We start from the raw sequence: 15,032 nt of genomic DNA on the forward strand, positions 1-15,032 counted from the left end.
AACCCATTTCAATTATTTATTGTCTTCTTTAGTAACTGCAACTTCTTCTTTAGCTTGTCCAGAATTCTTCATGTAGTGAAGTATAAATGTTGCTCCAAATGCTACAACTAAAATAATGAAGAACACTGTATGGCTTATTTCAATATGAATAACAGACAATAACATTTTTGCTGCAATAATTAAAATTAAAATATATGCTGTCGTTTCAAGTTCTGGAATACGCTCTAACAATTTTAAGAATACACCAGCGATACCACGCATCATTAAAATACCTAGCATTCCGCCTAATAGTAAAATCCAAACTTCATTAGATACACCAAATGCAGCAAGTACGCTATCTACAGAGAATGCGATATCCATTAATTCAACCATCGCAACTGTTCCCCAGAAGACACCGAACATTCTGAAGAGAATACTATTTTGGTTCATACCATGAGATTCCTCTTCTTCTGCATTACCTTTTCTTTTATCAATGAAGTATTTAACTGAAAGCCACGCTAAGTAAAGTGCACCTAACACTTTTACCCATGCTAATTTAATTAAGAACATCCCGATTCCAATCGCAATAAAGCGGAACACATAAGCTCCAATAAGTCCATAGAATAATGCTTTTTTACGTTTTTCTTCCGGAAGGTGTTTTACCATTACCGCTAACACAAGTGCGTTATCAGCAGATAACAACCCTTCAAGTACAACAAGTGTACCTATTAATCCCCAAGATACTGGATCTTGCAACACTTTAATCCACATGTCCAAGTCGAAAAACTGAGCATACGTATCAAGGATTCCTTGCAAAATACTCATCTTACCTTTATCCCCTATTCTTTGCTAGATTTATAGAAAGGTCAAAAAAAGGAAACGAATATCGTTTCCTTTCTATGCATCCAAGCCATACGCTCTTACAAGCGCACCTAAACCACCTTGGAATCCACTTCCTACTGCATTAAACTTCCACTGTCCATTATGACGGTATAATTCACAAAAGACAACTGCTGTTTCGATGGAGAAATCTTCCCCTAAATCAAAACGAAGAACTTCTTCATTCGTCTCTTCATTTGCTAAACGAACAAATGCATTTCCTACTTGCCCAAAGTTTTGACTACGGCCTTCTGCATCATAAATCGTAACTGTAATAGCAATTTTATGAACGTCTGCTGGAACCTTCTTCAAATCTACAACAAGTTGCTCATCGTCGCCTTCGCCTTCGCCTGTACGGTTATCTCCTGTATGTAAAACAGATCCACAAGGAGACTGTAAATTATTATAGAAAATAAAATCAGTTTCCTTCGTACATTTTCCGTTTGCATCTAATAAAAAGGCAGATGCATCTAAATCGAAATCTGATCCACCGTCATAAGATTTAATATCCCATCCAAGACCAATTACTGCTTTTGTTAAACCAGGGCTTGTCTTGCCTAAATCGATTTTCTGTCCTTTTTGTAATTGAATAACCATCTATATTCACCTCTATATTTTTATCTTTAAAAATATATCCATCGGTAAACACGCATTTCACCGATGGATATATAAATCAAATCTATTACTCTACATCTAAACCAAAGTTATTACATAGAGACGCTAATCCACCTTGGAATCCACTTCCGATTGCATTGAATTTCCAGTCACCTGCATGACGGTATAATTCACCTACTACTACGGCTGTTTCAATAGAGAAATCTTCTCCTAAATCGTAACGAATTAATTCTGCATTCTTTTCTTCATCAAGAATACGTACGAAAGAATTAGAAACTTGTCCGAAGTTTTGGCTACGGCCTTCTCCATCATAAATTGTAATTGTAAAACAAATACGTTCGATGTGAGCAGGAACATTTTTTAAATCTACTTTAATCGCTTCGTCATCGCCTTCACCTTCGCCAGTGCGGTTATCTCCTAAATGCTCTACAGAACCATTCGCACCTTTTGGATTATTATAGAAGACGAAATCTTCAGCTCCTGAAACTTTACCATTCGCACCTACTAAGAAAATACTAACATCTAAGTCGAAATCGTTTTGTCCGTCATAACGATTCGTATCCCAACCAAGTCCTACAAGAACTTTCGAAAGACCTGGATTCGTTTTTGTTAAGTCTACCTTTTGTCCTTTTTTCAATGAAATTGATGCCATATACAATTCCTCCTCGGTTATTTTATTGATAACGTGATACAATCTCACTTAAGTTTTTATCTTGTGTTCCTTCTCCAACTGCTGAAAACTTCCATTCACTTCCGTGACGATACATTTCACCTGCAATTAGAGTCGTTTTGCCAGCATAATTATCCGATAAATTATAGCGTGCTAATTCTTCACCAGTTTGCGGGTTTTGAATACGAATATATGCATTACGAATCATCCCGAAATCTTGACGACGATTTACACAGTCATAAATATTTACAACGAATACTAAACGATTAATACGGCTTGGAACTTTATGTAATTCTACGAAAATTGTTTCGTCATCACCAGCGCCTTCGCCTGTTAAATTATCTCCTGAATGAATAATACTACCACAAGTAGAAAGTTTATTTCCGAAGTAAACTAAATCATTTTTGTTTAAAAAACGATCTCCTTCTAACATAACAACAGATGCATCACAATCTACATTTGGTTTACTTCCAAATAATGAAGACAGAAATCCACCTGATTGCCCAATTGGATCCCAGCCTAAGCCAACCTGTAGTTTTGCTACTTTTGGTTGTCCTTTCGTTAAATCGATCTTTTGACCTTTTTCTAAAATAATAGGCATGAAGTTTCTCCCTTTCTACAAAGCATTTTCCAAATCGGAAAATATTGTATTCTTCTCTTATATTGTAGCATTATTTACCTAGCGATAAAAAGGATAAATTCTCAGTTATATGAAAACATTCATATAATTTACTTATGATGATGTAAGAAGTGGTAAATAGCACCAATCATTCCTGCACAATTACCGTTTTGTGCAAGTTCAATCTCACAATTATTATAAATCTCTTGATTTAAGTATTTACTGATCTCTTCTTTTACTTCTTTTAAAAACTCATTTCCTCTATCAGTAATTCCTCCACCAATAATAATCGTTTCTGGATTGAAAATATAAGCAAGATTACTAATTCCGATTGCCAAATGTTTAAAGAAGATCCCAACTGCTTGAGCAACTTCCCGATCTCCTTTATCATACAACTCGAAAATTCTTTTCCCATTCCACTCGCCTTTGCCTTTATATTTTCTGACAAGACGAATTAATCCTGAAATCGAGGAAACCTCTTCAAACGGTTTTCCTTCTATTAACATATTCCCCCATTCACCAGCACTAAATGAATGGCCTCGGTACAATTCTCCATCTATAAAAATCGCTCCCCCAATCCCTGTTCCAAGGGTGAGCATAATAAAGTTCGCTTTCTCTCTTCCACTACCATTCCACTTTTCTCCAAACGCTGCACAATTCACATCATTGTCAATCGATACTGGAACTTTTAATATCTCTTGCAACCTATCAATAATAGGAATAGTACTATATCCCGGAATATGATCCGCACCTCCCGTCACAATTCCTTTATTAATATCAACAATTCCCGCAGTGCTAATACCAATTCCTGCAATAGTATGTTCATTCATTATTTTTTTGGATACATATATAAGTTTTTGAATAATTTGTTCTCCGCCTAAATGAATTTCTGTTGCAACTGTTTTACACTTTAATACTCTCCCTATTTCTGAAACAATGCCATACTTAATTTGCGTACCGCCAATATCAAACGCTATGTACTCTTTCATCTACTGCCACTTCCTCTACCGTTATGAATGTAAATTCTCCGCCTCTACTATTTGTAGGAAATCTACATTAACTCTTTTCTGCTTTGACAAATACACCACCTTTTTCTATATATAGTTTTTTTTGCATAAAACTCTTTTTCCTAAGAAATATTACAAAGGGATGTATTTTAGATGGAATATTAATTTCTTAGGAGGAAAACCATGACGAAAATCTTCATTTTAGCATCAACACTCTCTTTATCTTTTTTTAGCGGTTTAAATATCGGTAATGCTGCAACTGAAAACTTCCAACCATTAACAAACGCTATTGTACAAAATAGCGATCATTTTGCAGAAGGAAATTTAAAGGATAATAATAAACCTCCAGGAAATAACGGTTCTCAGGACGATAGTGGTTCTGGTGGCAGTGGCTCTGACGGCAGTGGTTCCGGCGGTAATGGCTCTGGTGGCAGTGGTTCTGGTGGCAGTGGTTCTGGTGGCAACGGCTCTGGTGGCAGTGGTTCCGGCGGTAATGGCTCTGGCGGCAATGGCTCTGACGGCAGTGGTTCTGGTGGCAACGGCTCTGGTGGCAACGGCTCTCAAGGTGGCAATGGCTCTGGTGGCAGTGGCTCTGGTGGCAACGGCTCTCAAGGTGGCAACGGCTCTGGTGGCAGTGGTTCCGGTGGCAACGGTTCTGGTGGCAGCGGCTCTGGTGGCAATGGCTCTGGTGGCAGTGGCTCTGGTGGCAGTGGCTCTGGTGGCAACGGCTCTCAAGGTGGCAATCGTGTTAAAGGCGATAGCAATTCTCAGAAGGACAACGGTTCTCAAGGTGGTAATGTAAAAGATAATACAAAAAAACAAGGTGATAAATTACCTAATACTGCAACGCATTACCCTATATCTATTTTAATGGGTCTTTCAACATTCCTAATTGGTATGTTACTGTTTATTCGTCGTAAAAACGTAAAATAAGAACAACATCCTTCCATCTAAAGAATACATGAAATACTGTATAAAACTAAAAAGGGCTTTGGATTGCATTTTATTATGCAGCCTAAAGTCCTTTTTATCACCTATCAAAAGAGTATTAATACGCTTTTCCCCAATACACCATTTGTTTAGCTTCTTTACCACAACAAATACATTCTTCAGCTAAATGCTCTTGCTCAAAAGGCATACAACGTGATGATACTCCCACTTCTTCTTTTAGTTTCTCTTCACAAGCCAATTCCCCGCACCACATTGCTTTAATAAAGCCTTGCTTTTCGTCAGCTACTTTTTTCATCTCTTCGAAATTTGTCACAGCATACGTATTCTCATCGCGAAATGCTTTTGCTTTATTAAATAAAGAACTATGAATTTCTTCAAGTAATGCTGGAATACGTTCTTCTAATTGATCCATCGGTACAAACTCTTTTTCCTTCGTATCTCTTCTTACAAGTACAACTTGATTCTTTTCAATATCTTTAGGGCCAACTTCTAATCGAATTGGAATACCCTTCATTTCATACTCATTAAATTTCCAACCAGGCGTTTTATTACTAGCATCTATTTTTACTCGTGCAACCTTTTGAATATGTCCTTGTAACTCTGTTGCTTTTGCTAAAACTCCTTCTTTATGCTGAGCAATTGGTACAATAACAACTTGCACTGGAGCGACTTTTGGTGGCATTACAAGTCCATTATTATCGCTATGAACCATTATTAGCCCGCCTATCATTCTTGTTGATACACCCCAAGATGTTTGGTGCACATATTGCCATTTACCGTTACGATCTAAAAACTTAATATCAAATGCTTCTGAGAAATTCGTCCCAAAGTTATGAGAGGTTCCTGTTTGAAGCGCTTTTCCATCATGCATTAAACTTTCAATTGTATAAGTTTCCTTTGCTCCAGCAAACTTCTCTTTTTCTGTTTTTTGTCCTTTAATAACTGGTATCGCTAAATAATCCTCACAGAAAGAAGCATATAAGTTTAAAATATTTAATGTTTCAGCCTGCGATTCTTCTGCCGTTTCATGGATTGTATGACCCTCTTGCCATAAAAATTCAGTCGTACGAAGGAATGGTCTAGTTGTCTTCTCCCAACGAACTACTGAACACCACTGATTATATAACTTTGGCAAATCATTATAGGATTGCACAATTTTTGAAAAGTGCTCACAGAATAAAGTTTCAGATGTAGGACGTACACAAAGTCTTTCCGCTAACTTTTCATCCCCGCCATGCGTAACCCATGCTACTTCAGGAGCAAATCCTTCAACATGATCCTTCTCTTTTTGCAATAAACTCTCTGGGATAAACATTGGCATATATACATTTTCATGGCCAGTTTCTTTTAACTTCTCATCCATCACCTTCTGCATATTCTCCCATAAGGCATAACCATACGGACGTAAAATCATGCACCCTTTTACACTTGAATAATCAACAAGTTCGGCTTTTTTTACAATATCGGTATACCACTGCGCAAAGTCCTCTTCCATCTTCGTAATGGCTTGCACTTGTTCTTTTGCCATAGTCAGTCTTCCTCCTTCTAGAAAATACAAAAAAGCCCGCGTCCCTAAATAGGGACCGAGCTTTGCCGGCGTTACCACCCTGATTCATGCACAAAAATTGCGCATGCTCTCTTTTTGATAACGGGAAATTCCCGCTGCATATGCAGAACTCAAAGGCAGGTTCTATATTGCCTTTTTAAGAATCTTTCAGCCTGGCGGATTCTCTCTCTACTAAAAAGGTTGAATATGTACTAGTCCTTTTTCATCGTTATAACGAAATAAATTTGTTGATTATCATAATACAAATTCTTTTTTAAAACAATAGCTAATTTTCTTATTATTATATATTCTTTTCATTTTTTACAGTTTTATACGTAGCTTTTTCGAGAGATTTTTACAAGTTGATGTGCAATCATACCAATAAGTGTACCTAGTAGAACGAAGAAACCAATAAATCCATATCCCATTCCTTCCCACCCACCAATAACCATCATGGTAACAGGAAATGATGCTAAGCAAAGAAGTATTACAATCAGTGCAAATATAATATCAAACTGTTTGTCTGGAAAACGTTTCTTTAGTAAATATGAAATAGCAAATACAAGGAGAATTGTGATGCCACCAATGATGTAAAATATACCGAATCCATCTAACCAGTCCATACTATTCCCTCCGTCCGTAGATTCCCTTATACTTATTATATGTTTAATTTTTCTGAAAATAAACAATAAATTTTATTCGAAAACATATTTTTATTACTAGGTATTAATAGTAATATATAAGAATAGGTTTTATATAATTAGGAGGATTACTTTATGGATAAAGCATTAACGAATCGTGTCATTATTTTATCATTCGACTGTTTATCAGCTTTAGATTTTCCTATACTACAAAAACTACCTCATTTCCAATCTCTAATAAAAAAGGGCACGGTTGTCGAAAAAGTAGAACCAATTTATCCTTCTGTAACATATCCAAGCCACTCAACAATCGTAACCGGTAATTACCCTAACAAGCACGGTGTTGTTAGTAATACGTTACTTCAACCAGGACGTGAATCACCTGATTGGCATTGGTACCGAAAATCGATAAAAGGAACAACATTGTATGATGAAGCGCGTAAAGCAAATTTAACGACAGCTGCCCTTCTATGGCCTGTTACTGGGAGAGCAAACATTGATTACAATTTACCAGAAATTTTCCCCAATAGACCGTGGCAAAATCAAGTGTTAGTTTCCTTATTTAGCGGTAGCCCACTATACCAATTAGATTTAAATCGTCGTTTCGGCCATATAAGAAATGGTTTATCACAACCAGAGCTGGATGATTTCGTCCTCGCCTCTGCTGTACACACCATTCAGACGAAAAAGCCTAATGTTATGTTCGTACATTTCACTGATTTAGACACGCAAAGACATTATCATGGCTTTGAATCTAACGAAACAATAGCTGCAATTCATAGACATGATGAGCGGCTAGGGAAAATTATTCAAACTTTAAAAGACAGTGACCTATACGAAGAGAGTACAATTATCGCTCTTGGTGACCATAGCGCTTTAAGTGAAAACAAAGCAATTCAATTAAATGTGCTATTCCAACAAAAAGGCCTCGTATCTATAAATAAAAAAGGGCTATTAGTAGATTGGAAGGCCTATTGTCAAAGTTGCGACGGGTCTGCCTATATATATGTGAAAGACAAAAATGATACGGATACAATTCGAGAAGTACAACTACTCCTTGAAGAACTGCTGCAAAATAAACAGAATGGAATTGAATTTATACTTCATGATGAAGCTGCGAAAGACTGCGGTGCAGATGGTAATTGTTTATTTATGTTAGAAGCGCAAGAGGGGTATTATTTCACTGAAAACTATACAGGAGATTTTATAAAAGAAATTACTGAAAAAGATGTTACGCCTAGTAAAAAATATACATTTGGTACGCATGGATACTCTCCAACAAAACCTAACTATGAAACAATTTTTATCGCTGCTGGAAAAGGAATAAAAACCGGCGTTACCGTCCCGTATATGAGACTTATTGATGAAGGTCCAACTATCGCTAGACTACTCGGTTTACACTTAGGCGAAACAGACGGATCAATTGTAGAGGATTTACTCCAATTGTAAAGAACTGTGTATATATGTAAAAGTTCTGTAAAAATCATCACTGTTTCTCTTTTTATAATTTTTATTTTTGTACACTGTTAGTAGAACAAATTTAAGGGGGAACACTATATGAAAAAAATGTCCAGACAAGAAAAAAGCTGGATATTATACGATTGGGCGAACTCGGTATATTCGCTCGTCATTACAACTGCATTATTTCCAATTTACTTTAAAGCAACTGCAAAAGAAGCCGGGCTATCTGGTGCAACTTCAACAGCATATTGGGGATATGCAAACTCGTTCGCTACACTTTTAATTTCTATACTTGCTCCTATTCTCGGCACAGTTGCTGATTATAAAGGATTTAAAAAACGATTTTTCACATTCTTCTTTGGACTTGGTATCGTATTTACAAGTATGTTAGCAGTCGTTCCAACATCTCAATGGTACTTATTATTAGGATGCTATATGCTCGCATTAGTTGGTTTTGCTGGGGCAAACATTTTTTATGATGCATTTTTAGTAGATGTCACTTCTGAAGATAGAATGGATCGAATTTCTACAAGAGGTTTCGCTTTAGGCTATATTGGGAGTACTATTCCTTTTATCGGTTGTATCGCTCTTATTATTCTTGCTCAAAAAGGAACTATCCCTTTATCAGTTGGCATTGCTAGTCAAATTTCATTCGCGATAACTGCTCTTTGGTGGGGGTTATTTACAATTCCAATGCTTAAAAACGTAGAGCAAACACACTATATTGAGCGTCATCCAAGACCTATTAAAATGAGCTTCAAACGTCTTGCTGATACTTTTAAAAATATTAAAGAATATAAAACTGTATTTATGTTTCTAATTGCTTACTTTTTCTATATTGACGGAGTCGATACAATTATTACTATGTCTACAGCTTACGGAACCGATCTCGGTATTAGTGCAACGAATCTATTAATCATATTATTTGTAACACAAATTGTCGCTTGTCCATTTGCGTTACTATATGGAAAACTATCTGAAACATTTACTGGTAAAAAATGTTATATGTCGGTATCATTATTTATATCATTATTTGCACATATGCTTATTTCTTAAAAACGACACTTGATTTTTGGATTTTAGCAATGTTAGTTGCTACATCTCAAGGTGGTATTCAAGCACTAAGTCGTTCATACTTTGCAAAACTAGTACCAAAAGAATCTGCTAATGAGTTCTTCGGATTTTATAATATCTTTGGTAAGTTCGCCGCAATTATGGGCCCGGTATTAGTCGGTGTTACAACGCAATTAACAGGAAAAACAAACGCTGGTGTTCTTAGTATTATTGTATTGTTTATTATCGGTGGATTCTTACTCACTAGAGTTCCAGAAAATAATACATCCGTTACACCACCTAGTCCAAAGACTAAAACGCTATAAGAAAAGATCCTCTTCTCATAAGAAGAGGATCTTTTTTATTTTTAACGGTGCGCCTTATAATGAACGACTCTACTGCTTGTACAAAAATAATTTATCAACAGTTGTTCCTAATACTTCAGCTAAACGGAATGCTAACGCTAAGCTTGGATCATATTTATTATTCTCAATTGCATTTATCGTTTGTCTAGAAACCTTGCATTTATCAGCTAATGCGCCTTGTGAAATATTATTTTCAGTGCGTAATTCATAGATTTGATTTTTCACACCATTGCTCCTAACTTGTAAAATCGTTTTTACAACATCAGTATATAATTGGCTCATATAGTTGTCAAAAGTTCCTCAAAAAAAGAGAGCAATTTTGCTCCCTTAAAATAGTTATTTCGAAGCTAACGAATTTGTTAGTTCCTCTTTATTAGCGACAGCTTCTTTCTTTATTTGCATACGTAGAACTGGCCCTATCGCTAATAAAATAAGTGCCATCGCTATACAAAACACAGTAACTAGTGAAGTTAGTTCCTTTAATCCTCCAGCTAGTGAAGTTCCAATTAACATTGCCCCCATAAACAGTGGTAAAATCGTCCCATTTACTCTTCCAACCATATTTTCTGGTACAAGTTGAATCATAAGCGTACCGACAACGATATTAACACAAGCTAAACAAATACCTGTTCCAAATCTCATGAAACTAGTAATCCAAAATGATGTAGATAGCCCTTCTACTAAAAATGACATCGCTAATATACTCATACCGAATACAAACATCTTTTTCGGATTCACTTTTGAAGCGAAAACTGCAGCAACAATACCACCGATTAACATACCTATTCCGTCAGCTGCCGCTAAATATTGAACAGCTTCTTTTTCCATGCCTAAACGTTCAATTACAAGGAATACTTCTAATGGATTCGTTAATCCAACAGCTAAACCCATAATTGTAAAAGTGATCGTAATCATACGTAAATTTTTCGTGTGAAGAACGTATTTCCATCCTTCTTTTATATCATTTTTTAATGAATCTCTTGCCACTTGCTCTTGTTCAACCCATTTTGGTAAAAATGAAAGGATGATAGCCGATAACAAAAATAGAATGATTAAGCTATATAGTGATGTAAATAAGCCAAGTTGTGTATACACAATTGATCCTACAACTGGCCCAAAAATCATAAATAAGGACTGTAATGTTTGATTAAATGCAATCGCATTTGCTACCTCTTCTTCCTTTACATAGCGCTTAAATATACGCGACGATGACGGCTGAGAAAACTGCCCTACAATCGCGGAAATGAGTGTTGCAAAAAATATAGCCTGCCAATAATCAAATTTTAACAATACGACAATTCCTATAATAGACAGTACACTTAACACATCTCCAGCAACCATTGTTCTTTTCGGATTCCAACGATCTGCTAATGCACCACCAATGAACGAGAAAATAAAGATAGGTGCATACTCCATGACAGATAATAGAGACACTGAAACTGGATCATTATTTGTCCGCTCCATTATGAAATATAAAAGAGCCATATTTCTAATCCAAATTGCAAATTGTTGTAAAATATCAGATGCCATAACGAGCATAAATGCTCGGTTTTTAAATAAAGCTTTCACTTTCATTCTCCTTCCATAAACCGACCGTTCGGTCTAATTTATTTTGTAAGAAAAGCAACTGACTTATTATTCAGCTGCCATTCCTTTTAACAATACATCTATTGCCTTTTTATAAATACGTTTCAGCTCTTTATAATCTAACTCGTAGTAAAGTACTCCAAGCCCTGATAATAATCCGTTCACAATATACATAAGATCACGAGCATTATCTTCACGGAACTCTCCAGACTGTATACCTGCTTCAATTAATTTCTCAAACATAACATATGATTCTCTAGTTAAAGCTAACAGTTCATCCAGAATCTCTTTACTTACAACTTGGCTCATAGAGAATTCCTCTATTGCATTTGAAATTGGTTGCTGTATGTCCTCTACATGATATTCCGCGAGACCATATAGTTTTTCAGTACTAGTACTATACAACTTCTCTTTTTCATTCCATTTTTCAACCCAATCATACGTATGCTGTTTCACTACAAATAAAAATAATTCTTCTTTACTTTTAAAGTGATAATAAATGCTTCCTTTACTTCGCTCTGTAATTTCACAAATCTCTTCCATAGATGTAGCTGCATAGCCCTTCTGTGAAAATAGACTTTCTGCTTTATATGCAATTTCTTTCTTTATCTCTTCTGCGCGTCTTCTCATATTCACACCTCTTTAAACCGACCGTTCAGTCTAATGATAACAAATCAAAAACCTCTATCGCAAGAGGCTATATTCCTTATTTAAGAAAACGTACTTTCAAACCAAGTTCGAATCATATGTATTGTTCCAAATTTAAATGCTAATTTAACAAGAATTACACCTCCCGCAGCTAATAAAAACAACACTACTTTCCCCTTATTTTTCACTTTCGGTTCCCTTTTCATTTCCATTCCCCTTAGTATGTTAAAAATATTAATCAAACGTTTGTTTAACTGTGTTTATGCATATGTAAGCCGACTAATCAAACGTTTGTTTAAAAAGAAATACGCCTATATAAGGCGCATTTTCATCAATCACCACCGCCGCCACCGCAGCTTCCTCCGCTATCTCCCCCAAAAGACCCTCCACAATCATGTGAACCACCATCATGCGAGCTATCATTATCAGATCCAGCAAAGAAAAATAATGGTGATGAGCTGTTAGATGAATTATGAATGTTATTTTGTTTTGTAAGATTTACCTTCTTTTTGTTCGATCGAACTGCTGTTACGATTATTCCAACTACAACAAATAATAGTATGACAATAATAAATTCCATATAAAAGCCTCCCTTATTCCTCGAATAATTGAATGGTTCTCTCTAGATTTTCAAGTGAAATGAAGCGCGATTCTCGAAGGATCTCTTTTCCATTATAAAATAATAAAATTGTCGGTCCTGTAAATACGGCATATCGCCCCGCAATCTCTTGCATGTCTTGTAGTAATATCTCTATTTTCTCTACGTAATCATAATTCTCTAATACGCAATTTACTTTTCTTACCATAACATCACAAACACCACAATTTTCCGTTTTAATAAACAGAAGTACCAATTGTTGTTCTTCGATATAGGTCGCTAATTCTTCTATCGTTTTAAATGTAGTCATCTTATCCCTCTTAGCGTAATTTACGAAATACTTTGTCTTGATACATACGAAAAGCTGAACTATCTTTAATCTTTCTCTTTTCCATTACCTGCTGAAAACGAAGCGTTTTTACTGTTAACTCTTCTCTTAATTTCTTTCTCTCTTCTTCATCATAACAGCAAGCAATTAGATCCTCTATTTTTAATATATCTTTTTGTAGTTCCATTTCTGGTGGAATCATTCCCGCATTTTTTAAAATTTTATAGCTCATTCTAAGTTCTGGAGGTACCATTGAAAAATCTTCTAATTGTAGTGGTTTTCCTTTTCCCGGAAGATAATCAAGATCACCATTCCGTATTGCTTTTCGAATTTTTTCTTCAGCAATGTTCAAAAACACATCCACACCATTCCCTCCTTTACATATTTTTACTATTATTTTACATGATATTTCCTTATCTTTCTACGTCTTTAATAATTGGCTCCATACAATTTTTTCTCAAATTTATTTATAATGAGCTATTTCCTCCCATACCGATCTTTCGTTTTCATATATAGTTTGTATTCAAGCCTTTTTGTATTGAGAAAGTCTTTTACAACTGAATAAAGCGTTTACACTAAATCTTACATTTGTTACGATTTAATCACCCCCAGTTCCCTTGTATAGACTTCGTGATGTCTGATCATTTTATCTAGACGTTTCATACGTCTAGATTCATTTTGATTTATTGGCGTATGCCTTTAAATATATCTTTTATTTTGAAAGGAGAAATGGCTATGAGGTCTCAAAAATTTACACTGCTATTACTATCTCTACTACTTTTCTTACCTCTTTTTCTCACAAATTTTATTACTCCAAATCTCGCATTAGCAGATTCACCAAAGCAAAGTCAAAAAATTGTTGGGTACTTTCCTTCGTGGGGCGTTTACGGACGTAATTATCAAGTTGCTGACATTGATGCATCAAAACTTACTCACCTTAACTATGCTTTCGCGGATATTTGTTGGAATGGAAAACATGGAAACCCTTCTACTCATCCTGATAATCCAAATAAACAAACGTGGAACTGTAAAGAATCTGGTGTACCATTGCAAAATAAAGAGGTTCCTAATGGTACTCTCGTACTCGGGGAACCATGGGCTGATGTTACCAAATCGTATCCTGGCTCAGGGACAACTTGGGAAGATTGCGATAAATATGCCCGTTGCGGAAATTTCGGAGAACTAAAACGATTAAAAGCTAAATATCCTCACTTAAAAACAATTATTTCCGTTGGTGGCTGGACTTGGTCTAACCGCTTTTCTGATATGGCCGCTGATGAAAAAACAAGAAAAGTATTTGCTGAATCTACAGTAGCTTTTCTTCGCGCATATGGGTTTGATGGCGTAGATTTAGACTGGGAATATCCGGGCGTTGAAACGATTCCTGGTGGTAGTTGTCGTCCTGAAGATAAACAAAATTTCACTCTTCTTCTTCAAGACGTCCGAAATGCTTTGAATAAAGCAGGTACTGAAGATGGCAAACAATATTTACTAACAATCGCTTCAGGTGCAAGCCAACGCTACGCTGATCATACAGAGCTAAAGAAAATTTCTCAAATACTCGATTGGATTAATATTATGACATATGATTTCCACGGCGGATGGGAAGCTACTTCTAATCATAATGCAGCTCTATATAAGGATCCAAATGACCCAGCAGCAAATACGAATTTTTACGTAGATGGCGCTATAAATGTTTATACAAATGAAGGTGTTCCAGTCGATAAACTAGTATTAGGCGTACCCTTTTACGGACGTGGCTGGAAAAGTTGTGGAAAAGAAAATAACGGACAATATCAACCTTGCAAACCAGGTAGTGATGGGAAACTTGCTTCTAAAGGTACTTGGGATGATTATTCTACCGGTGACACAGGTGTGTATGATTACGGTGATTTAGCAGCCAATTACGTTAATAAAAATGGTTTTGTACGCTACTGGAATGACACAGCTAAAGTCCCTTACTTATATAATGCGACTACAGGCACATTTATTAGCTACGATGACAATGAATCTATGAAATATAAAACAGACTATATAAGTTACGTTTAATATTTTAACAATTGTTCAGTTCCTAACCTTTGAAGC

The 15,032-nt window shown here is 35.8% G+C and carries 16 protein-coding genes, 2 pseudogenes and 1 other annotated feature; of the genes and pseudogenes, 4 read left to right on the top strand and 14 right to left on the bottom strand.

Annotated features, from left to right (window positions below; translation table 11 throughout):
• Window positions 1–12 precede the first annotated feature (12 nt).
• The 5 genes from ACODS7_RS20555 to ACODS7_RS20575 all read right to left on the bottom strand — a co-directional run bounded on the left by ACODS7_RS20555 (window position 13) and on the right by ACODS7_RS20575 (window position 3,751).
• Window positions 13–804 carry a TerC family protein gene (locus ACODS7_RS20555; protein ID WP_016083656.1) on the bottom strand — a complete coding sequence of 264 codons (792 nt, stop codon included), beginning with the start codon at window positions 802–804 and terminating at the stop codon, window positions 13–15.
• A 72-nt stretch (window positions 805–876) separates the two neighbouring features.
• A complete protein-coding gene (locus tag ACODS7_RS20560) occupies window positions 877–1,455 on the bottom strand; it encodes a TerD family protein (protein WP_000236649.1) in 579 nt (192 codons plus the stop codon).
• Window positions 1,456–1,540: 85 nt separating this feature from the next.
• A complete protein-coding gene (locus ACODS7_RS20565; RefSeq protein ID WP_016083657.1) occupies window positions 1,541–2,125 on the bottom strand; it encodes a TerD family protein in 585 nt (194 codons plus the stop codon).
• Between the two features lie 22 nt (window positions 2,126–2,147).
• A complete protein-coding gene (locus ACODS7_RS20570; protein ID WP_001121586.1) occupies window positions 2,148–2,744 on the bottom strand; it encodes a TerD family protein in 597 nt (198 codons plus the stop codon).
• 128 nt (window positions 2,745–2,872) lie between these two features.
• The gene (locus ACODS7_RS20575) at window positions 2,873–3,751 is read right to left on the bottom strand and encodes an ROK family protein (protein WP_016083658.1); all 879 of its coding nucleotides are present in this window, start codon (window positions 3,749–3,751) and stop codon (window positions 2,873–2,875) included.
• A 201-nt stretch (window positions 3,752–3,952) separates the two neighbouring features.
• On the opposite strand from ACODS7_RS20575, the gene ACODS7_RS20580 reads away from it, so the two are divergent.
• A complete protein-coding gene (locus ACODS7_RS20580) occupies window positions 3,953–4,702 on the top strand; it encodes an LPXTG cell wall anchor domain-containing protein (protein ID WP_243168139.1) in 750 nt (249 codons plus the stop codon).
• Window positions 4,703–4,817: 115 nt separating this feature from the next.
• Here ACODS7_RS20580 and proS read toward each other — a convergent pair whose 3' ends face one another.
• The gene (gene proS, locus ACODS7_RS20585; RefSeq protein WP_016083661.1) at window positions 4,818–6,248 is read right to left on the bottom strand and encodes a proline--tRNA ligase; all 1,431 of its coding nucleotides are present in this window, start codon (window positions 6,246–6,248) and stop codon (window positions 4,818–4,820) included.
• Between the two features lie 47 nt (window positions 6,249–6,295).
• Window positions 6,296–6,502, bottom strand: a binding site (T-box leader).
• A 93-nt stretch (window positions 6,503–6,595) separates the two neighbouring features.
• Window positions 6,596–6,889 (bottom strand): YesK-like family protein, encoded by a 294-nt coding sequence (locus ACODS7_RS20590; protein ID WP_000383860.1) that lies wholly within the window; start codon window positions 6,887–6,889, stop codon window positions 6,596–6,598.
• Window positions 6,890–7,042: 153 nt separating this feature from the next.
• Here ACODS7_RS20590 and ACODS7_RS20595 point away from each other — a divergent pair, with 153 nt between their 5' ends.
• Together ACODS7_RS20595 and ACODS7_RS20600 are read left to right on the top strand one after the other, a co-directional pair.
• Complete coding sequence (locus tag ACODS7_RS20595; RefSeq protein ID WP_043937725.1) at window positions 7,043–8,356, top strand: alkaline phosphatase family protein; 1,314 nt, start codon at window positions 7,043–7,045, stop codon at window positions 8,354–8,356.
• 108 nt (window positions 8,357–8,464) lie between these two features.
• Window positions 8,465–9,747: pseudogene (locus ACODS7_RS20600) on the top strand (MFS transporter).
• Window positions 9,748–9,816: 69 nt separating this feature from the next.
• Here the strand turns inward: ACODS7_RS20600 and ACODS7_RS20605 are convergent.
• The 7 genes from ACODS7_RS20605 to ACODS7_RS20635 all read right to left on the bottom strand — a co-directional run bounded on the left by ACODS7_RS20605 (window position 9,817) and on the right by ACODS7_RS20635 (window position 13,311).
• A complete protein-coding gene (locus ACODS7_RS20605; RefSeq protein ID WP_002023181.1) occupies window positions 9,817–10,068 on the bottom strand; it encodes a helix-turn-helix transcriptional regulator in 252 nt (83 codons plus the stop codon).
• Between the two features lie 54 nt (window positions 10,069–10,122).
• Window positions 10,123–11,355 (bottom strand): MFS transporter, encoded by a 1,233-nt coding sequence (locus ACODS7_RS20610; protein WP_048564644.1) that lies wholly within the window; start codon window positions 11,353–11,355, stop codon window positions 10,123–10,125.
• A 66-nt stretch (window positions 11,356–11,421) separates the two neighbouring features.
• Window positions 11,422–12,003: a TetR/AcrR family transcriptional regulator gene (locus ACODS7_RS20615; protein WP_048564643.1), complete on the bottom strand. Its 582-nt coding sequence runs from the start codon at window positions 12,001–12,003 to the stop codon at window positions 11,422–11,424.
• Between the two features lie 80 nt (window positions 12,004–12,083).
• A complete protein-coding gene (locus ACODS7_RS20620; protein WP_000817985.1) occupies window positions 12,084–12,227 on the bottom strand; it encodes a hypothetical protein in 144 nt (47 codons plus the stop codon).
• 125 nt (window positions 12,228–12,352) lie between these two features.
• Entirely contained in the window at window positions 12,353–12,601 is a 249-nt protein-coding gene (locus ACODS7_RS20625; RefSeq protein WP_016083664.1) for a hypothetical protein, read from the bottom strand.
• Between the two features lie 13 nt (window positions 12,602–12,614).
• On the bottom strand, window positions 12,615–12,929 hold the full coding sequence (locus tag ACODS7_RS20630; protein ID WP_029441511.1) for a thioredoxin family protein: 315 nt from the start codon (window positions 12,927–12,929) through the stop codon (window positions 12,615–12,617).
• A 10-nt stretch (window positions 12,930–12,939) separates the two neighbouring features.
• Window positions 12,940–13,311, bottom strand: coding sequence for a DnaJ family domain-containing protein (locus tag ACODS7_RS20635; RefSeq protein ID WP_029441510.1), 372 nt, complete (start codon window positions 13,309–13,311; stop codon window positions 12,940–12,942).
• A 371-nt stretch (window positions 13,312–13,682) separates the two neighbouring features.
• Here ACODS7_RS20635 and ACODS7_RS20640 point away from each other — a divergent pair.
• Window positions 13,683–14,984, top strand: a pseudogene (locus ACODS7_RS20640) (glycoside hydrolase family 18 protein); the annotation flags it as partial.
• Between the last annotated feature and the right edge of the window lie 48 nt (window positions 14,985–15,032).

The organism is Bacillus sp. FG16 (assembly GCF_057809515.1).